An 18850-nucleotide genomic window follows, 5' to 3' on the forward strand; every position below is an offset into this window, starting at 1 on the left:
GGTGACTGCCTCTAGCCGTGATGCGCTGGTGCGGTTCGGGCATCGTCGTCGGCCAGCACGGCGATCAGGTCGTCGAAAAGCGTTGCCAGCTCACCTTCTTGATCCGATCTCGCCTTTTGCAGCACCTCGCGGGCCTCGCCGCGACGGCCCGAGGCCACCAGCCGTCTGACGTCGTCGACGACGGCCTCCAGATCCGGAGCCATGTTGGCCAGCACGTCGAGCAGCTCCCAATCCCGGTACAGCGCAAGGGACCGCTCGTTGAACGCGAAGCCGGTCACCGGCTCGCCCCACATGGTGCCGTGATACCGGTAGGGCCCTTCCATGTATTCGATCGGCAAACCGTGCGCCGGCGCGGCCACCAGCGGCTCGCCGACGATATCCAATTGCATTGTGGGACAGGTGATCCGGTGGCGATCCGGCATCCACCTCGCTAGCACCGGCGGGCGCACCAGCGGACGCACCGAATCCGGCCATTTCACATAGCTACTGACCGCGACGTCGAAATCCTCGGCGCACTGGGGTGCCACCGCGGGATCGGGCGAGCTTGTCGTGATACCGGTAAACGGTTGCAGCGCATTACCATTCAGGCGGTCGAACTGACGCCAGATGCTCAGGTCGACGCCGTTGTCGAAATTGATCGTTCGCCATTCGTGCGACCTGGTCCGCGGTGCTCCCCCGTCGCCGCCGCCACCGGCGTACTTCGGAAACCATTGCCGGTCGACGTGACCGGCGCTGCCGGAGACCTGTTCGGTCAGCTCGCCCCAGCTCAGCATCCCGGTCATCGTCATTCCCGTCTGGAAGTACGAGTACGTGCCGGCCTGGCCGAAACAGACGATCTTGCCGTTGTACGCCGATGAGCCCACCGGTGTCGGCGCCCGCGTCGGCGTCGCGGCCAGGTCCAGGCGCATCGGCTTTCCGGCCTGGTCTTCGCCGACCAGGCTGATCCGGTAGGTGTAGGGCAACAATTCGCCGTCACCGTCCCGGCGGGTGGTCCACGACGCGGTGCCGGCGGCGCTTCGGTATTCGAGGTCGAGATGCCCAGCGGCCATGGACAACTTGGGCACTGCTCCCGGCTTCATGTTGGCCGGCGGCATGTCGTAGTCGGTATAGGTGCCGTACTCGCCGGTGTCGAGGTCGAACAGCGCCAGCGTGTAGAAATCCGCGACGATCGTTCCGCCGGGCCGGTTCTTGTTGAAGATGGTCAGGAAGGCAAACGAGCGGCCCGCCTCGGGCGCTGCGAGTTCGCCGGCGATGAACCAGGTATCGGATTCCTGGTCGGGGTGTTCGCCTTCGGCAGCGGGAAAGTCCAACTGGTTGTCGCCGGGCACCAACTCAAACGGGTAGCTGCGCCAATCGTCATTCATCTCCGGCCTTCGCTTTTTTCGCTATGTTAGCATCAATAGCGAAATTACCGTGGCTGCCCCGAGGTGGACTCCCGATGACGGCAAATCCCGGCCACCGCTGCTATGACGAACTGTTCATCGGCGGACATTGGCGCAAACCCGCCAACCCCCAGCAACTCGCGGTTATTTCGCCACACTCCGAAGAGCCCATCGGCTACGTTCAGATGGCCGGCCCCGTGGACGTCGACGACGCCGTCACCGCCGCCCGCCACGCCTTCGACCACGGGCCCTGGCCGCGACTCGACGTCGCAGAGCGGATCGCGAAGGTGGCCGAGCTCGCCTCGATCTACGGCGGCCACATCGACGAGATGGCCGACCTGATCACCGCGGAGATGGGGTCCCCGCGCAGTTTCAGCAGGCTGGGCCAGGCGGCCGGCGCGGCGTCGATGATCCATCTCGCGCTGGCGGTCGCTCGCGACTTCCCGTGGGTGGAACGCCGGCGCGGCGTACTGGGCGAGGCCCACCTGCGCCGCATGCCGGTGGGCGTGGTCGGCGCGATCGTGCCGTGGAATGTGCCGCAATGCCTGATCATGCCCAAGCTGATCCCCGCTTTGATCGCCGGCTGCCCGGTGATCCTCAAGCCGGCACCCGAAACACCTTTGGACGCTTTGTGGTTGGCCGAGATGATCGAACAGGTCGGCCTGCCCGAAGGGGTGGTTTCGGTGCTGCCCGGCGGGACCGATGTCGGCGAGGCGCTGGTGCGCCACCCCGGGGTGGACAAGATCGCGTTCACCGGTTCCAGCGCCACCGGGCGCCGCATCGCCGCCCTGTGCGGAGAACAGCTGAAACGGGTGAGCCTGGAACTGGGCGGCAAGTCGGCGGCGATCATCCTCGACGACGCCGACATCGACAAGACCATGACCGGTCTGAAGACCGCGGCGCTGATGAACAACGGTCAGGCCTGCGTCGCCCAGACCCGCATCCTGGTCAGCGAACGACGTCACGACGAGGTCGTCGACGCGCTCGCCGAACTGATGTCGGGCCTGCGCGTCGGAGATCCCACCGACGAGGCGACCGACATCGGACCCCTTGTCGCCCAACGCCAACAGCGCCGCGTCCAGGACTTCATCCGCTCCGGGCAGGAGCAGGGCGCCCGCATCGTCGTCGGCGGTTCGAACGATCCCGCCGAGCGCGGCTGGTATGTGCGGCCCACGCTGTTCGCCGACGCCGGCAACGACATGCGCATCGCCCGGGAGGAGATCTTCGGCCCGGTGTTGACCGTCCTCCGCTACCGCGACGAGGAAGACGCGGTCCGCATCGCCAACGACAGCGACTACGGCCTGGCCGGTTCGGTCTGGACTGCCAACACCGCCCGCGGCCTCGAGATCGCCGCCGGCGTACGCACCGGGACCTACGGGATCAACATGTACATGCTCGACATCAGCAGCCCGTTCGGCGGTTTCAAGCAGTCCGGCATCGGGCGCGAGTTCGGCCCGGAGGGTCTGCACGAGTACGTCGAGCTGCAGTCGGTGGTGTGCAGCGGAAAGATGCCGGCTCTCAGGGAGATTGGGGCAGCTGCAGGGTGAGCTCGACCGGGCAGCACAGGACGCCGTGCTGATTGGTGATTTCGATCTGGAGGTCGACGAGGTAGCGGGGCGGGTCGACCGAGGCGTCTTCTCGCTTGGCCACCGCCCGGCCCCGGCCGACCATGGTGTCGCCGGCATAGACCGAAGCGGCCAACCGCATGGAGCGGCGCACCACGCGGCTGCCGGGGCCGGCCCAGTCGGTCGCGATGCGGTCGGCGAATCCGGCCAGGTGCATGGTGTTGACGTAAATCGTGGGGTTGCCCTGACTTTGGGCATAGCCGGGATCGAAATGGCCGGGGAAGTAATCCCAAGTCGCTCCGGCGTTCTCCACCACCCGCTGGTAGCTGATCTGGTCGACCACCTCGGGGAGCTCGACGGGAACCTCGATCGCCTTCCAGTCCAGATCCGTCACGAGGGCGCTCCCGGCGTGAACCGGAACAAGGTATTCCGGCACTTGGCCACCACGACGCCGTCCCGGCGACGATAGGTCTCCAGCGTCTCGACGAAATGCCCGATGCCCAACCGGGTCCGCTTTTCCGGCGACACCGATACCAACTCTTCGACGACGGTCAGCACATCACCCTCGACGATGGGCTCCAAGAACTCAACGTCGTTGGCCGCGTTGATGAAAGTGGTGCCCGGCAACGGCACCCGCAGCACAACCGAGGCCGCCGGTGCCCGTCCCCCGGGCTCCCATGGCGGAGGGATAAGCCAGCCCATCAATAGGCCCGGCGGAGCCAGCAGGCCTCCCCATTTCTCCCGGGCGTACTCGGCGTCCCAATATGAACGATTGCCGTCGTGCACCATCGCGGCGAACAGTTGAATTCGCGCACCGCTGACCGCGGTCCGCGCGGTGCGCGGTTCGCTCGCCGCGCCGACCATCCGCAGGGCATCCTCGTAGGTACCGAAGGTCAGTTGATAGCCGACCTGGTTGCGGGGATCCTGTTCCACGTATCGGTGCCGCTCACATGACGAGCGGATGCCGGCTCGGCACCTGATCCCACGCGAGTACGCGCGAGGTGAAGTACCAGCCGCCCCGCTCGTAGACCAGCTCATCCCGGAAAGTCCCGGTGGCCCGCAGCGTAGTGTCGCCGTATGCCGCGGCGAAAAGCACTGCGACACAGCGCTGGCTGGCATTCACCCCGTCGACACGGATCTCGTGATCGAGGGTGACCAAGCGCTGGCCGTCTCCACCGTCGAAGGCCGCGCGCAGATCTTCGAACAACTCACCGTCGCGGGTGTAGCTGGCGCCGGAGTGGCGGAACGTGGCGATCCAACGAGGCAGATCACCGTTGGAGTAGGCCCGGTTCTGCCGGGCGTTCAGATCCAGGATGGCAGCGCGGCCGGTCGCGGCCTGCAGCATCTGCTGTTCCTGATGGCTCATGGTGGTCATCTATGGCTCTCCAGACCCTAGGAGGGAAACAGAAAACGAGGTACGTAACATCAACTTAACCTACCGACTGACAATATAGCCCTTTTTTTCGCGATCCCAGGCACCCGGATTCAGACCTCGATTCCGCAATAAATCTTTACGTATTCTTCCGATGCCGTTCTTCGGAAGTTCATTCACGGTCTCGACGTATCGCGGCACGCAGAAGTACGGCATCCGGGCAGCGCAGAAGTCAAGCAGCTCTGCGCAATCCAGCTCGGCTCCGGGGCGGAGCGTCAGCACCAGCAGAATGTCGTCCTCACCTAACTCACTGGGCACTCCGACCGCTGCCGCCTCGGCCACCGACGCATGACGCATGACGACGGTTTCCACTTCGACCGAGGAGATATTCTCGCCGCGCCTGCGCAGTGAATCTTTGACGCGGTCGACATACGTCAGGTTCTGCTCAGCATCCAGCTTCCCCAGGTCGCCGGTGCGGAACCAGTCCGGGTGCGCCTCCACCCGCAGCCCCGGCGTCTCACCCGGACTCACGTAACCTGCGCTCATCACCTGTGGGTAACGGGCCCGGCAGGCGATCTCCCCCACCGCGCCGGCGGGCAGCGGGTCGCCGGCATCGTCGACGATCCGCACCTCGAAATTCGGGTTTGCCCGACCCGACGTCCCCGGAACCCCTTCGTCCCCAACGCTTTTGACGGCGAGAGGAAAAGCCTCGGTCATGCCATACATCGTGACGATGCGACAGCCGTATCGCTTTTCGATGTCGCGGTAGGAGTGCGCGTCGATGGGGGCCGCCGAGATGAACCGCAGCGGCAGCTGCGCGTCACGGGGATCGGCGGGCAGGTTCTGCAGCATCGAGACCATCGCACCGGCACCCGCGAAGCCGATGGCACCGTGGGCCCGCACGTCGTCCCAGACGGCGCCGGGATGAAAAGCGCCCGCCAGCACGGTTGTCCCGCAAACCAGCATCGGCGCCAGCACACTGGGCGCCGCGCTGAGATGAAACAGGGGCATCGCGGTCCACAGCACCTCGCCGGCGGCGAACTCCCAGGCCGACGCGGCGGTCGCGGCGACCGTGAACAGGTAGTGCCAGCTCGTGGCGACCGCTTTAGACGGACCGGTCGTGCCCGACGTGAAGAACAGCGCGCCCACCTCACCCCGGTTGCCGACGTGGTCCAGCGGGTGATCAACCAGGCCGTTCAGAGTCTGAGCGAGCGAATCATCTTGTACCACAACGCTGGTCAGTGTGTCCAACCGATCGGCAACCTCGTCGATGCGGGGGCGCCGCTCGGCGTCGGTGAGGATCACCTTGGCCTTCGACAACCGCAGGGTGTGCAGCAGGAAGTCGCCCTTGTTGGCGGCATTCACCGCCGCGCTCACCGCGCCGATGCGAGCCGCGCCCAGCCAGAAGTAAACCCATTCGGGACAGGTGGTGGTGAACAGCGCGACGCAGTCGCCCCGACCGACACCCAGCCCCCTCAGCAGGTTGGCCGCCGCGCCGGACCGCTGCCGCATCTGCTCGAAGGTCACGTCGGTCCCGGCGATCGACATCATCACCCGGTCGGGATGCTGCTCGGCGCGCCGATCCAGCACTGCCGGCACGGTGAAACGATCGACGCCGAAATCGGAGGGCCCCAGGGGCTTGCTCCGCACCGAGGGCATCACGCTTCCTCAGGCTTGAGCCGCCGCCGGGTCGGGCTCGCCCTCGGCGGTGTAGCCGAAGTCGGTGGCCGAAGGCTGCGTGCCCGGGTAGAAGCGGTGCGCCCAACGGCGCAGGGCGGCATAGTCATGTGCCTCTTCGGGAGCCAGGTTCGGCTTCTCCAGGTACTTCATGTTCTCCCAGGTGAAGAAGTCCTGCTTGATGACCTCTTGCTGCAGCGCCAGGAATTTGGCGGCGCGCCCGGTGGGTGCGTCGCCGGTGTCGCCGGGCTCGCGAATCGAAGCCTGGGTGTAGAAGTAGTCGGTGTAGTCCTCGTCGACCGGTGTCTGTCCGGTGACTTGGCAGGTGGCCACCAGCTCACTCGGGAAGCGGACGACGCCCAGCCCCAGCGAGTAGTTGTCGTAGATGATCTTGGCGTCCACTGGCCCGTTGGGCGTCAACCAGGTCTGCGCCCGGCCGCCGCCGAAATGCGCGTCGACGGTGGCGTGCAGGTGGTAGCCCGAGACCTCGAACGACGCGGTGTTGGCGGGGTTGGCGGCCTTGTGCACGTACTGGACGTGGTACGGGTCGGCCGCGTTCTCGATGATCATCTGCGCGTGCACCTTGACCCGGTTGAGCATCCGGGTGTGCGGGTGCAACGGGTAATACTCGTCGGTCTCCAGTTCGGGCAGCACCGGCGGTCGCCAGTACGGCGCCCGGCCATGACGCTCGTGCCAGACCAGGATGAAGCCGTACCACTCCACGGTCGGGTAGGTGCGGATGCGGACGTTGTTCTTGCAGCCGATCTTGCTGTACGGGATCAGCGCGTTGGTGCCGTCACCGCGCCATTGCCAGCCGTGCCACGGGCAGGCGATGTTTTCGCCTTCCACGGTGCCGCCGACGGCCAGGTTGGCGCCGAGGTGCTGGCAGTAGGCGTCGAGCACATGCACCTTGCCCGAGGCGGTGCGGAACAGCACCAACTCCTCGTCGAAGTAGTGCGCGCGCTTGACCGCACCGGGGGCCAGGTCGGAGGCGAAGGCGACGATGAACCAGCCCGTCGGGAATCGGTACTTCGACAGCGCTATGCCGGAACCGAACTCCCGTTCCGAGGGGTCTTCTGCCGACTCTGAGGTCGGGTCCGAAATCGTATGCGTCACGAGAACTCCGTTTCCCGCGCGGCCGAGCGCGACTTGGCCGCTCTTAACTCACCGCGGTTCGACGACTAGGTCTATTTTTACTATTTTAAGCATTGCACGTCAACGCGAGTGGCGGCGGTGTCCGGAGGAAGCCGGCTGCGCATGACGGCAATGACGGTAGCTCTGTCTGATTTCCGTTGTGGCGCAATCGCTTTTGCGAGCAGACCGCTCAGCCGGTTCCGGGCGCGGCCGTGCCGAATGCGGCTTGGACGGCCAGCGGGTCCAGGTAGTCGCGCCAGTGCACGATCTTGCGGTCCTTGATCGTGATCACCGAGATGAACCGGTTGAGGTACGGCGCGCCGGTACTCACCACGGTGCCGTGCATGGTGTATTCGAGAATCACCACGGACTTTTCCGGATCGTAGTAACGGTGGACGTCGCTGCTGCCGCTCTGAACGATCGATTCCCCGTAATCGGAGTACAGCTCGGCCAGCGCTTCGCGCCCGACGATTCTGCGCGGGTAGCCCGGCACGGTGATGATGTACTCGACCACCACATCCGGCGCATGCATGTCGAAAAAATCGGACCCGCCGACCAGGCCATTCAGGCCCTCCGCGACAACCTCGAAGTAGGGCCGCATCGCGGCGTATCTGGTCATGTCTCGCAATGTCACGGCGTCGACTCTAAAGCGTGGTGCCGACATCGACCGGCCCGCCGCGGGGCGCCGGGTCAGTCGATGAGCTTCAGCGCGGCCTTGGGGCACTGCTCCACCGCCGCGCGCACGTCGATCTCCCGGCCCGGCGGCACTTGTTCTTTCGAGCCCTCCGCGATCTGCACGAAGTCGGCGTCGCCCAGCTCGAAAATGTCCGCGGCGATCGATTCGCAGAAGCCGTTGGCCTCACACTGGTCCGCGTCGACAATCACGCGCATGACCTGCTCCTTCCTCCACTTTTGAGGCGCCTACTTTTCACAGGCCCGCCGGCCTGGTGCCTATCACGCCGTTGGTTGCCAGGCGTGCCAAATCTTCGCCGGTGAGCCCGCACCGATCGCGCAGCACCTCTTCATTGTGCTCGCCGAGCCGCGGCGGCGGCCGGTTCAGCCACCTGCGCTGGCCGGACAGCCGGGCGAACGGCGGACACGGATACAAGCCGGCTCCTGTGCTCGGGTGCTCGAGCCGCTCGAAGAATCCCCTATCACGCAGTTGGGGATTCTCGATCGCCAGCGACGGCGATACCACCGGGGCGGCGGGAATGCCCGCGCCGGCCAGCCGCTCCACCGTTGCCTCCAGCGGCTGCCCGGCGAACCAGTCCCGCAGCCGCCCGTCGATTTCGTCGGCCCGCTCGTGCCGTCCGGCGACACTGAGCAGACCATCATCGCACCAGGACGGTCGGCCCATCAGGTCGACCAGAGCGCGCCACTGTGGGTCGTCGGCGACCGTGACCGCGATCCAGTCATCCTCCGGACCGGCACACCGGTAGATGTTCTGAATCGCCCGGCCCTGACCGCGATTGCCCCGTCGGCTCAACGTCACTCCGGAAACCTCGTGCTCGATCGGCTGTATCGCGGTGATGTTCAGCACCGTTTCGATCATCGGCAGCTCGACCTGCTGGCCGGTGCCGGTGCGGTCGGCGAAGTGCAGGGCGGCCACCACCGCGAAGGCGGCGTGCACCCCGGCGAGCGGATCGCAGGCCCCACGCGGCGTCACCGGCGGGTCCTCCGGTAATCCGGTCACCCAGGCCAGGCCGGCGATCTGCTCCATGGTGGGCGCGAAACCGACCCGCTCGCGCCACGGACCGCCGAGTCCGAACGCCGGCATGCGGGCGACGACGAGCTTGGGGTTGACCTCGAGCAACACGTCAGCGGTCAGCCCGAAATGGTCCATCACCCGCGGCGAGAAGTTCTCGATCACCACGTCGGCGCCGGCGACCAGCGTCTTGAACAGGCCACGGCCATCTTCGGAGCCCAAATCCAATGTGACGGAACGTTTGTTGGTGTTCATCGCGTGGAACACCCAGCCGTACTCCCACCAGTCGTCGACGTCTTTGCGCATCCCGCCCGAGTAGCGGATGCCGTCCGGCCGCTGTATGGACTCCACCTTGACGACGTCGGCACCGAACGCGGCCAGCAGGTGGGTGGCGGCCGGCCCGGCCCAGAAAGCCGTCAGATCGACGACGCGAACACCCTGCAGGGGCAGCTCCGGTGGTGCCAGTGCTGCTTCGGGTTCGTTTTTCCGCCAAGGCGATTCGTCATTGTCCGCGCCCGGGGCCGCCGTGTCGCGCAGCGGCGCGGGCGCACACCTGGACATCAGCCACGGTGCCCGCGGCTGGTGGAAGCCGGCCGGGTTGCGGACGAACACCCCACGCTCGGTCGTGTAGTCCATGTCGCGGATCGTGGAGCCGTTGCCCAGTGCCGCGATCGGCAACCGGAACAGCTGACCGAGCTCGACGATCTCCTCGACGGTCCGATCGGCCATCCACGGGCCGATCTGTTCGCGAATGAAATCGCGGTAGGCCCAGCGGCCTATCTGAAACCGCAGCTGTTCGATCTCCTCGAACTGCCGGCAGTCGACCATCGCGGCGAAGTCGAGCCACTGCTGACCGGTGACCATGGTGATCCCGACGTAGCCGTCCTTAGCCGGCTCGATCGAGGGCACTTCGAGAGTGCGGCGGATCGGCGGTACCTGTAAGAGCTGCGAGTGCAGCCACTCGCTGCTCTGCATCAGGGTGATCGCCTCGAGCATGGACAGGTCGAGGTGCTCACCCGGGCCGCCGCGCTCGACGCGGCGGCGCACCGCCAGCGTGCCGAACGCGGCGAACACGCCGCCCATGTACTCCCCCAGATCACCGCCGATCGCGATGGGCGGGCCGGCGGGGTCGCCGCGAAAACCGGGCGAGCCGGCCCAGGCTTGCAGGGTGAACTCGCTGGCGGCGCGGTCGACATACGGACCCGTCCAGCCGAAGTCGGAGATGGTGACGACGACCGCGTTCGGAGAATCGGCCAGCAGCCGCTGCGGATCGATGCCCAGCGACGCCGCTCGGGACGGGCCGGCGGTGACCACGACGACGTCGGCGGCGGCGAGTTCGGCGCGGAACCGATCGGAATCCGCGCGACACGTCAGGCTGCGTTTGCCCGCGTTGAGGTAGCTGAACAACGGCGCGTTGCCCGGCGCTGGCACCAGTGCTCCGGTAGCGGAGTACCGGCGCAGCGAATCTCCTTGCGGTGGTTCGATTTTATGCACGTCCGCACCGGCGTCGATCAACAGCTTCCCGCAGTAACTGCCGGCGATCCGGTCGCTGATCTCGACCACGCGCAAATCGTCGAGCGGCGTCGGCCGGCTGTCGGAACCGCGATTCACCCGGCTATTTATACCATTACTGCTAAGATAGCTAAGCCAGTCGAGTACCTGGTGGCGATCGCAAGTGCGGCGGGTCGCCACGCATCGAGTCAAGCCTGCGAGGATCGGATGACCGCTCTGGGAATCGGCCCTGACGCCCGTCGCCGGTTGTCGGCGCCAAGGATCGCCGAGATCGTAGCCGACGAACTGCGTCGCCAGATCATCGACGGCGAACTCGCCGACGGCGATCTGCTGCCTCGCCAGGAAGTGCTGGTCGAGCAGTTCAACGTCAGCCTGGTCTCGCTGCGCGAAGCGCTGCGGATCTTGGAGACCGAGGGACTGGTGTCGGTGCGGCGGGGCAACCGGGGCGGCGCCGTCGTGCATGCACCCGCGAAGACCAGCGCGGCCTACATGCTTGGGTTGCTGCTGCAGAGCGAGTCGGTTGCGGTCGCCGATCTGGGCATGGCGCTGCAGGAGCTCGAGCCCGCCTGTGCCGCGCTGGCAGCTCAGCGGCCGGACCGCGCGGACACCCTGGTGCCAGAACTCAAGCGGGTCAACGACACGATGGCCGAGAACCTTGACGACGGTCGGCTGTTCACCGAAATCGGCCGGGAATTCCATAATCTCATCGTTCAGGGCTGCGGAAACCACACCATCATCGCTGTGGTCGGCAGCTTGGAGACGCTGTGGACCAGCCACGAACGGCAGTGGGCCGACGAGAGCGCGGCGCGTGGCACCTACCCGTCGCTGACCAAGCGACGCGCCGCACTCAACACGCACGTCAAGCTCACCGAGACGATCGCCGAGGGTGACGTCGACCGGGCCCGTCGCATCGCCGGGCGCCACCTCGCCGACACCCAGACCTACGTGTTGTCCGGCCGGCCCGAACAACGGATCACGGCGCTGTCGCCGCAGGCGTTGTCACGCCCGCGCGATATCCGGCGCCCTTGACGCTCTTGAGAACCGCACTGGTCACCGGCGGCAGCGGTGGGATCGGAAAAGCGTGCGGTCGCAAGCTATCTGAGCTCGGCTACGACGTGGTTCTGACGGCGCGGCGGGAGGGTCCGCTGCGCGCCACGGCCGAGGAGATCGGCGCGCGCTATATCGTCGCTGACGCGTCCGATCCGGCCGGATTCGCCGCTGTGCCAAGCACATTGGAGGCAATCGATCTCGTCGTTCACGCGGCCGGGGTGTTGGGCGGTACCTATGCCCGCAAGCAGACATTCGAGCAGTGGCGAACGATCATGTCGGCCAACCTGGACTCCTGCTTCGTGGTGACCTCCGCCGTGTTGCCGCGGATGCGCCCGGGTTCGCGGCTGGTGTTCATCTCGTCGTCCGCGGCGCACGAGCCGATGATGGCCCGCACCGCCTACTCCGCGACCAAGGCGGGCATGAACGCGTTCGCGCGCGCACTGGCACTCGAGGTCGACCGGGACGGCATCGCGGTGCACATCGTGACGCCCGGACCGGTGGAAACCGAGATGCTGCAGGACGTTCCTTTCGAGATGTACGCGATCCAGGTGTCCGACGTCGCCGAGGCGGTGGCCTGGCTGGACACCGTCGACCCGTCGGTCGACCTCCCGGAGATCAGGCTGAGCGCCGTGCGGCGCGGGCCTTTCGCGCGCCCGCCGATCGTGCCCACCGAGGCGCGCCGGCGCGCATCGCTCAATTCCCCGCAGAGCTCGAAAATTCCTTGATCACCGACTCCCCGAATTCGGCCAGCGAATCCGGGGCCGCGAAGTCGGCGAACCACACGTAGAACCGCTCGACCCGCTGCGCGGCCAGGCCGTTGAAGTGCGCGATCAACTCGGCGGCAGTACCGCAGACCAGCCCCGGGCCCAGGTGACCGAAGCGCCGGGTGCTCACCTCGCGCACGGTGTCCGGATCGCTGCCTGCGCGGGCGAAGCCCACCATCTGCTGAATCGATATCCGGGCGGTTCCCGCCGCCGCGGCCAGTTTGGGCAACCGATCGAGGTGGTTGGCCTGTAGGTTCCACCAATCCGCATATCTGCGAACGAGTTCCATCATCCGGCGTCCGCTGCCGCCGAGCACCAGGGGTATCGGATGCGTGGGCCGCGGGGCCTGGCTCTTGTCGCTGTCCCCCCAATACTGCGTGATCAGCTCCAGGTGGCGTTCGAGTTGTTCGACGCGGGCCACCGGATCCTGTTGACCGACATCGAATCTGGTGAACTCGGCGGGCCAGGATCCCGCGCCGAGGCCGAGCTCGAACCTGCCGCCCGACGCCTCGGACAGCGTGACAGCCTGCTTGGCGAGCACGGCGGGATGCCGGAACGCGTCGCAGAGGACCAGGTGCCCGATCTTCAACCGCTCGGTCTTGGCCGCCACCCAGGTCGCAATGCTCATTGCCTCCCAGATGTTTTCGCCGGGCTGCCCCGGCGCTTCGAGGTGGTCGATGAATGCCAACCCGTCAAAACCGCTGGCTTCGGCTTGGCGCGCGCGCACCACTAAGTCGGCCACCGGCAACCGCACCTGCGGCAGGAACAGATACCACTCCACCATGTGCCCGCCTACGTCTCCTCAGATCGTGGGTGCGATTGCGTCCGGGTCGCTAGTTTACTATTTTTATTATGTTAGGGGTCTTATGGATGTCGGACTGACTTCGGAGCAGCTGGCGCTGCGCGACACCGTGCGCGGCATCCTGCGCGCCGAGTGTCCGCCAGACGTCGCGCGCCAGGCGATCACCGACCCGGAACACTGGCGCACGCTGTGGAAGACGGTCGTCGACCTCGGCTGGACCGAACTCGCGACGGCCGATTCGGAGGGCGATTTCGGGCCCGTCGAGCTGGCGGTGGTGCTCGAGGAATGCGGCGCCGCCATCGCTCCCGTCCCGTTCCTGAGCAGCGTGGGCATGGCTGCGGGGGTCTTGCGCGCCTGCGGCCCGGCCTTCGATGAGGCGCTCGCCGAGATCGCCGGGGGTGTGGTGGCAACCCTGGCGGTCCATGCCCCGGGTGCGCGGCTGCCCGGGCCGGCCATGACGCTGCAGCGCGGACGGCTGTGCGGGCGTGCGCTCGCGGTCCCCAACCTGCCGCGCGCCGAGCTGATCGTCACGCTGGCCACATCGGACGACGGCCCGGTGGCCGTGATCGCACGCTGCGGGCAGGGCGCCCAGGGCGTGACCATCCAGGCGGGTGAGTCCACTGATCCCGCACAACCGTTGGCCGACGTCGAAATCGACACCGAGCCGCTGGCCGTCGCGTCCATCGACAGCGTCGAATCCGCGCTGGCCGCACCGCTGGTCGCCGCGGCCGCGGACTTGGTCGGGGTGGCAAGCGCCGCGCTGCTCCGCTCCGTCGAGCACGCGAAAGCGCGGCATCAGTTCGGCAAGCCGATCGGCGCCTTCCAGGGGATCAAACACGCGCTGGCCGACAACTACGTCGGCGTGGAGCGCGCGCGCAGCCTTGTCTACGCGGCCGCAGCCAGTCTCGACACCGAACCCGCCGCAGCGTGGACCGCGGCCGCGCTGGCCAAGGCGGCGGCCGGAGATGCCGCGGCCAACTGTGCGCGCACCGCGGTCCAGGTGCACGGCGCGCTGGGACAGACCTGGGAACACGACATCCACCTCTACGTCCGGCACGCGTGGCAGGGCGCCGCGATGCTGGGAGACAGTCGCTCGCTCTACCACGCGGTGGGCCGCCGCTTCGCCGGAGGCGCGGCATGACTGAGATCGTCACGGAGTTCGCCACCTGGTTGTCCGAGTTTCTGCCGAAGGACTACTACCGCCAATATCGGGAATACCGTTGGGATCTCGCGCTGCGGCGGGACTATCAGCGGGCCGCCTTCGAAGCCGGTTGGCTACAACCCACCTGGCCGCGCGAGCACGGCGGCCGGTCGCTGGGCTTGCGCGACGCCATGGAAATCCGGGTCGAAGGCGCGCTGCGGTCCGCGCCGAAGCTGCCCAACATTCAGGGTCCCGGCGTCGCCGCCCCCGGCATCCGGCAGTTCGGCACACCCGAGCAGATCGACCGCCTGTTGGTTCCGCTGCTCCGCGGCGACGAATGGTGGGCGCTGGGCATGTCCGAGCCGGAAGCCGGATCGGACTTCGCCGGACTGCGCACCCGCGCCGAGCGAGACGGTGACGTGTTCCGGGTCAACGGCCACAAGATCTGGACCACCCAGGCCCACCTGTCGCGGTGGTGCACCCTGTACGTCCGCACCGACCCGGACGCGCCGAAACACCGGGGCATCTCCTGTCTGATCCTCGACCTGCAGTCACCCGGGGTGCGCATCGAGCCCATCCGGATGGCGTCGATCTCCGACGAGACGTTCTGCGAGGTCTTCCTCGACGACGTCGAGGTACCGGTGGCCAATCTCTTGGGCCGATGCAACGACGGCTGGAACGTCGCGCTGTCGTCGTTGCATCATGAGCGCCAGATGATCTGGATCATGAACTGGGTCGAGATCAAACGTGGTCTGGCCGCGGTCCGCGGCGCGGTTACGGCCGAGCACAGCGACGACATCTACACCGAACTGGGCACACTGCTCGCCGATGCCGAGGCGCTGCGCGCCACCGGATACCGCTCGTTGGGAAACGAGCTGGCCGGACGGCCCAGCCCGGAGGCAGACATCATGAAGCTCCTCGGATCGGTTACCTTGCAACGGGTTTGGGAGTTGAGCGCAGCCGCCCAGGGGCCGCGTTCGGCTGGTGACCCGGACTTGTTGTTCGAACGCCAGGACGCGCTCGCCGCGACCATCTACGGCGGCACCTCCGAAGTCCAACGCAACATCATCGCCGAGCGGCTGCTCGGGCTGCCGAAGGGTTGACGACGATGGATTACGAGCTCGGCGACGACGCCGCGGGCCTGCGAAAGCACCTGCGGGAACTCATTTCCAACAACATTCCCGCCGACTTCCTGGGCGCCTGCACCGACGACCCGGACGATCTGGCCACCACCGAATCCTTCTGCAAGCTGCTCGCGGCCGAGGGGTTGCTGGCCCTGGCGTGGCCCAAAGAGCATGGCGGCGGCGGCGGTTCGATCTGGCAGCAGACCGTGCTGCGCGAGGAGATGTGGGCCAACTACGAGCCCCGCGGTCCGCAGTACATGGGCATCAACTGGGTGGGCCCGGCGATCATGCGTTACGGGACCGCCGAGCAGAAGGCCAAGCATCTGTCGGGCATCGCGTCCGGCGAAGTGATTTGGTGCCAGGGATTCTCCGAACCGGAGGCTGGAACCGACCTGGCTTCGTTGCGTACCCGCGCGGTCCCGGACGGTGATGGTTGGCGCATCAGCGGCCAGAAGGTGTGGACGTCGTATGCCCGGATGGCGTCGTGGTGCGTGCTGGCCGCGTGCACCCATCCGGACGCTCCGAAATCCAAGCGGCTCAGCCTGTTTCTGATTCCGATGGACCGGCCCGGCTTCACCGTCCGGGGCATCCCGTCGATGCTGGGACCGCACCACCTCAACGAGATGTTCCTGGACGACCTGCCGGCATCCCCCGGCGATGTGCTGGGTGAGCCCGGCGACGGCTGGCGGGTGATGCGCGAGGCGCTGGCATTCGAACGTGTCGGTATCGCGCGTTACGCGCGGTGCGAGTCGCTGCTGGACCGGACGCAGGCCCTGCTCGGCGAGGACTGGGACCTACTGCCGGAATCGATTCGCGCCCGCTGGGTTCGGGCGCTCGTCGACCTGCGGGTGGCCCGGCTGATGGCCTATCGGGCGGTGTCGCTGCAGGACGACCAGTCGGCGGGCGCGGCGGCCAGCGCCGCCCGTATCGCCACCACCATCTGTGATCAGCAGGTCGCCGAGCTGCTTTTCGACGTGCTGGGCCCGTCGGCGCTGGACAGCGGCGCCGCCGCGGCGCTGCACGGGGCGATCGACGACCACTGGCGCTACGCGCAGGCGGCCACCGTGGCGTCGGGCACCATCGAAGTCCAGCGCATGATGGTGGCCCGCGACGTATTGGGAGAACACCGGTGAAAACCGAACTGCCACAAGACATTGCCGACTTCGCCGCCGTCGCCGCCAAACGACTGGACCGGTTGGGCGGCCCGCAGGCCGCACGTCGCGCCGAGACCGATGACGGCGTTCGGGACTCGGCACGCGCCGCGCTGAGCGAGCTGGGCGCCTTCGAGCTCGACGTCCGATCCGGGTCCGACGACCTGCTGGCCGCAGCGGTGCTGTGCCAGGCCGCGGGCGCCACGGTGCTGCCTTATCCGCTCGTCGAGGAGTTGCTGGCGATCGACGGCGCCCGCCTGACCCTCGTTAACCCCGCGGCAGCGCGCATCGATCACGGCGACCTGCCCGGTGACTGGATCGCCGCGGACCTGGACGGCAACCGGTATCGCCCGCAGCCGGGATCCCGAACCAGCGCCAAGCTGGGACCGTTCCTGGTGCCGGCCACTTTGAGCGCACCCGACGGGGCCGTGCCGGCCGCGGACGTTAACCTTCATCTCGTGCTGGGGTCGTGGCGCATTCTGGGCGCATTGCAGCAGGCGCTTCGGATCGTCACCGAACACGTCGGCGCCCGCATCCAGTTCGGCAAGCCGCTGGCGGATTTCCAGGCCGTCCGCTTCGCGGTCGCCGATGCCTCCGTCGCGGTACGCGGACTGCATGAACTGGCCAAATACACCCTCTGCCGACCGGAATCCACAGCGGTGCAAATTCGTTCCGCCGATGCCCTGGTACTTCGGCTCAAGGCCGCCGAGACGGCGCGCCAGGTACTGCGCACCTCGCACCAGCTGCTCGGCGCCCTGGGCTTCTGCGACGAGTCCGACGTCAGCGTGCTCGACCGGCACACCCAGCCGCTGATCCGGTTGCCGCTGAGCGCCGAAGCACTCAGCCTGCGCCTGATCCCCGACGTCCGCGACGGCTACCTGGAGACGCTGTTCAGCGGGCCGGTGCCAGCGTGAGTACCGAACCCGTCGCCGCCGGGGTGGCCCCCAAACCGCTGGAGGACGGCATCCCGTTCGGGACCAAACTGCAGGAGCTGGCCCAGCAGCTGCGCGACGCGACGGCGGTGACCATCGTCGCGCTCGACGGCAGCACGCAATCGCTGACCTTCGGGGAACTCGACGCCCGCGCCAACCAGTGGGGCCGGGCGCTGGCCGCCAACGGCGCCGGGACGGGTTCCCTTGTTGCCCTGCCGATTCCGAACTCAGCACACCTGGTGCTGGCGACGCTGGGCTCGTGGAAGATCGGCGCGGTCCCGATTCCGATGCACTGGGATCTGCCCGAATGGGAACGCAACCGGGTGCTGGCGGTCATCGAACCCGCGGTCGTCGTCGACGAACAGCACCGGTGGACGCTGGCCGACTGCGCTGCGAACGAGTCCGAAAGCCCACTGCCCGAAGCCATTTCCCCCACCGCCAACGGAATCTGCAGCAGCGGGTCCACCGGCGTGCCCAAGGTGATCCTGAACCTGGCGCCGTCGCTGTGGACGGAACAGCATGGAGAGCCGTTCTTGGCGAACTGGACGCCGGTGGCCAAGCCGCAGACCATCCTGGTGCCCGCGCCGATGTACCACACCAACGGCTTCGCCACCTTCCTCATGCTGCTGAGCGGCGACCATCTGGTGATCCTCGAAAAGTTCGACGCCGCACGGTTTGTGGACACCATCGAGAAGTACCGCATCACCAACTTCACCGCCACGCCAACGATGCTGGCGCGCATCGCGGCCCTGCCCGGCATCCGCGAGCGCGACCTGTCCAGCGTGGTGTTCATCCTGCAGGGCGCCGCGGTGATGCCACCCTCGTTGCTGCACACCTGGTTTGAGTTGCTCAGCCCCGAGCAGATCGTCACGGCCTACGGCATGACCGAGAATCTCGGGCTGACCGCGTTGCGCGGCGACGAGTGGCTGACTCACCCGGGCAGCGTCGGCCGCGGCTTCCGGGACACCGAGATCCGGATTCTGGACGCCGAGAAGAACCCGGTGGGCCCCGGCGACGACGGCGACGTCTACCTGCGCGCGCCGATGAGCGCCGGTTACCGCTATCTGGGTGGGGCGCCGCCGCTGCCGTCGACCGAGGACGGGTTCCGGTCCGCCGGCGACATCGGCCACTTGGACGAGGACGGCTTTCTCTACATCATCGACCGCCGGGCCGACATGATCATCACCGGTGGCGCGAATGTCTTTCCGGCAGAGGTTGAGTCGGCACTGGCAGGGCACCCCGGCATCGCCGACGTGGTGGTCATCGGAATCGCCGACGAGCAGTGGGGCCGCCGGGTGCACGCCGTGGTGCAGCCCGCCGCCGACGCGCTGCTCAGCGAGCAGCAGGTGATCGAGTACGCCAAGAGCCGGCTGGCCCCGTACAAGGCCCCCAAGACCGTCGAGTTCGTCGACGCGATTCCCCGGACCGCGGCTACCAAGGTGAACCGCTCGGCGATGATCGCGGCCCGCGGCGGATAGCCTCAAGTCCTCTCGCCCCAAGGATTTCTTGAGGATCCGGCGAGTGGGTGCCGCGACGCTT

The 18850-nt window shown here is 67.2% G+C and carries 18 protein-coding genes; 8 read left to right on the forward strand and 10 right to left on the reverse strand.

The window, feature by feature from the left end:
- Window positions 1-11 precede the first annotated feature (11 nt).
- On the reverse strand, window positions 12-1364 hold the full coding sequence (locus VML93_RS20420; protein WP_325613471.1) for a lipocalin-like domain-containing protein: 1353 nt from the start codon (window positions 1362-1364) through the stop codon (window positions 12-14).
- A gap of 74 nt (window positions 1365-1438) precedes the next feature.
- Between VML93_RS20420 and VML93_RS20425 the strand changes: the two genes are divergently transcribed.
- Entirely contained in the window at window positions 1439-2929 is a 1491-nt protein-coding gene (locus VML93_RS20425; protein ID WP_325613473.1) for an aldehyde dehydrogenase, read from the forward strand.
- Here the strand turns inward: VML93_RS20425 and VML93_RS20430 are convergent.
- From VML93_RS20430 to VML93_RS20465, 8 genes are all read right to left on the reverse strand, one after another.
- Entirely contained in the window at window positions 2901-3341 is a 441-nt protein-coding gene (locus VML93_RS20430; protein ID WP_325613474.1) for a MaoC family dehydratase, read from the reverse strand. The two genes, VML93_RS20425 and VML93_RS20430, sit on opposite strands and share 29 nt — an antisense overlap.
- Window positions 3338-3811, reverse strand: coding sequence for an FAS1-like dehydratase domain-containing protein (locus VML93_RS20435; RefSeq protein ID WP_325613547.1), 474 nt, complete (start codon window positions 3809-3811; stop codon window positions 3338-3340). The genes VML93_RS20430 and VML93_RS20435 overlap by 4 nt, the downstream gene beginning before the upstream one ends.
- Before the next feature lie 82 nt (window positions 3812-3893).
- Entirely contained in the window at window positions 3894-4322 is a 429-nt protein-coding gene (locus VML93_RS20440) for a nuclear transport factor 2 family protein (protein ID WP_325613475.1), read from the reverse strand.
- 60 nt (window positions 4323-4382) lie between these two features.
- A complete protein-coding gene (locus tag VML93_RS20445) occupies window positions 4383-5978 on the reverse strand; it encodes an AMP-binding protein (protein WP_325613477.1) in 1596 nt (531 codons plus the stop codon).
- Between the two features lie 9 nt (window positions 5979-5987).
- Complete coding sequence (locus VML93_RS20450) at window positions 5988-7112, reverse strand: Rieske 2Fe-2S domain-containing protein (protein ID WP_325613478.1); 1125 nt, start codon at window positions 7110-7112, stop codon at window positions 5988-5990.
- A 208-nt stretch (window positions 7113-7320) separates the two neighbouring features.
- Window positions 7321-7764, reverse strand: coding sequence for a nuclear transport factor 2 family protein (locus VML93_RS20455; RefSeq protein WP_325613480.1), 444 nt, complete (start codon window positions 7762-7764; stop codon window positions 7321-7323).
- Between the two features lie 56 nt (window positions 7765-7820).
- Window positions 7821-8021 (reverse strand): ferredoxin, encoded by a 201-nt coding sequence (locus tag VML93_RS20460; protein WP_325613482.1) that lies wholly within the window; start codon window positions 8019-8021, stop codon window positions 7821-7823.
- 37 nt (window positions 8022-8058) lie between these two features.
- Window positions 8059-10446 (reverse strand): CaiB/BaiF CoA-transferase family protein, encoded by a 2388-nt coding sequence (locus tag VML93_RS20465; protein WP_414686404.1) that lies wholly within the window; start codon window positions 10444-10446, stop codon window positions 8059-8061.
- Between the two features lie 108 nt (window positions 10447-10554).
- On the opposite strand from VML93_RS20465, the gene VML93_RS20470 reads away from it, so the two are divergent.
- On the forward strand, window positions 10555-11376 hold the full coding sequence (locus VML93_RS20470) for a FadR/GntR family transcriptional regulator (protein ID WP_325613484.1): 822 nt from the start codon (window positions 10555-10557) through the stop codon (window positions 11374-11376).
- Between the two features lie 5 nt (window positions 11377-11381).
- Window positions 11382-12122, forward strand: coding sequence for an SDR family oxidoreductase (locus tag VML93_RS20475; RefSeq protein ID WP_325613551.1), 741 nt, complete (start codon window positions 11382-11384; stop codon window positions 12120-12122).
- Here VML93_RS20475 and VML93_RS20480 read toward each other — a convergent pair.
- A complete protein-coding gene (locus VML93_RS20480; RefSeq protein ID WP_325613485.1) occupies window positions 12091-12945 on the reverse strand; it encodes an LLM class flavin-dependent oxidoreductase in 855 nt (284 codons plus the stop codon). The two genes, VML93_RS20475 and VML93_RS20480, sit on opposite strands and share 32 nt — an antisense overlap.
- 82 nt (window positions 12946-13027) lie before the next feature.
- Between VML93_RS20480 and VML93_RS20485 the strand changes: the two genes are divergently transcribed.
- From VML93_RS20485 to VML93_RS20505, 5 genes are read left to right on the forward strand one after another with little or no spacing between them, the layout of a single operon-like run.
- A complete protein-coding gene (locus VML93_RS20485; protein WP_325613486.1) occupies window positions 13028-14104 on the forward strand; it encodes an acyl-CoA dehydrogenase family protein in 1077 nt (358 codons plus the stop codon).
- Window positions 14101-15207: an acyl-CoA dehydrogenase family protein gene (locus VML93_RS20490; protein ID WP_325613488.1), complete on the forward strand. Its 1107-nt coding sequence runs from the start codon at window positions 14101-14103 to the stop codon at window positions 15205-15207. The genes VML93_RS20485 and VML93_RS20490 overlap by 4 nt, the downstream gene beginning before the upstream one ends.
- Before the next feature lie 5 nt (window positions 15208-15212).
- Window positions 15213-16361, forward strand: a complete 1149-nt coding sequence (locus VML93_RS20495; protein ID WP_325613489.1) for an acyl-CoA dehydrogenase family protein — start codon at window positions 15213-15215, stop codon at window positions 16359-16361.
- Entirely contained in the window at window positions 16358-17293 is a 936-nt protein-coding gene (locus tag VML93_RS20500; RefSeq protein ID WP_325613490.1) for an acyl-CoA dehydrogenase family protein, read from the forward strand. The genes VML93_RS20495 and VML93_RS20500 overlap by 4 nt, the downstream gene beginning before the upstream one ends.
- Window positions 17290-18789, forward strand: a complete 1500-nt coding sequence (locus VML93_RS20505; protein ID WP_325613492.1) for a class I adenylate-forming enzyme family protein — start codon at window positions 17290-17292, stop codon at window positions 18787-18789. Before VML93_RS20500 ends, VML93_RS20505 begins: the two co-directional genes overlap by 4 nt.
- Window positions 18790-18850: the final 61 nt, after the last annotated feature.

This window comes from Mycobacterium sp., assembly GCF_035499775.1.
Lineage (GTDB): Bacteria > Actinomycetota > Actinomycetes > Mycobacteriales > Mycobacteriaceae > Mycobacterium.

Excerpts from the sequence above, each read along its gene's own strand:
- VML93_RS20440 (WP_325613475.1), bottom strand. The coding sequence starts at position 4,322 with ATGACCACCATGAGCCATCAGGAACAGCAGATGCTGCAGGCCGCGACC.
- VML93_RS20460 (WP_325613482.1), bottom strand. The coding sequence starts at position 8,021 with ATGCGCGTGATTGTCGACGCGGACCAGTGTGAGGCCAACGGCTTCTGC.
- VML93_RS20420 (WP_325613471.1), bottom strand. The coding sequence starts at position 1,364 with ATGAATGACGATTGGCGCAGCTACCCGTTTGAGTTGGTGCCCGGCGAC.
- VML93_RS20445 (WP_325613477.1), bottom strand. The coding sequence starts at position 5,978 with ATGCCCTCGGTGCGGAGCAAGCCCCTGGGGCCCTCCGATTTCGGCGTC.
- VML93_RS20425 (WP_325613473.1), top strand. The coding sequence starts at position 1,439 with ATGACGGCAAATCCCGGCCACCGCTGCTATGACGAACTGTTCATCGGC.
- VML93_RS20485 (WP_325613486.1), top strand. The coding sequence starts at position 13,028 with ATGGATGTCGGACTGACTTCGGAGCAGCTGGCGCTGCGCGACACCGTG.
- VML93_RS20470 (WP_325613484.1), top strand. The coding sequence starts at position 10,555 with ATGACCGCTCTGGGAATCGGCCCTGACGCCCGTCGCCGGTTGTCGGCG.
- VML93_RS20480 (WP_325613485.1), bottom strand. The coding sequence starts at position 12,945 with ATGGTGGAGTGGTATCTGTTCCTGCCGCAGGTGCGGTTGCCGGTGGCC.
- VML93_RS20490 (WP_325613488.1), top strand. The coding sequence starts at position 14,101 with ATGACTGAGATCGTCACGGAGTTCGCCACCTGGTTGTCCGAGTTTCTG.
- VML93_RS20435 (WP_325613547.1), bottom strand. The coding sequence starts at position 3,811 with ATGGTCGGCGCGGCGAGCGAACCGCGCACCGCGCGGACCGCGGTCAGC.
- VML93_RS20495 (WP_325613489.1), top strand. The coding sequence starts at position 15,213 with ATGGATTACGAGCTCGGCGACGACGCCGCGGGCCTGCGAAAGCACCTG.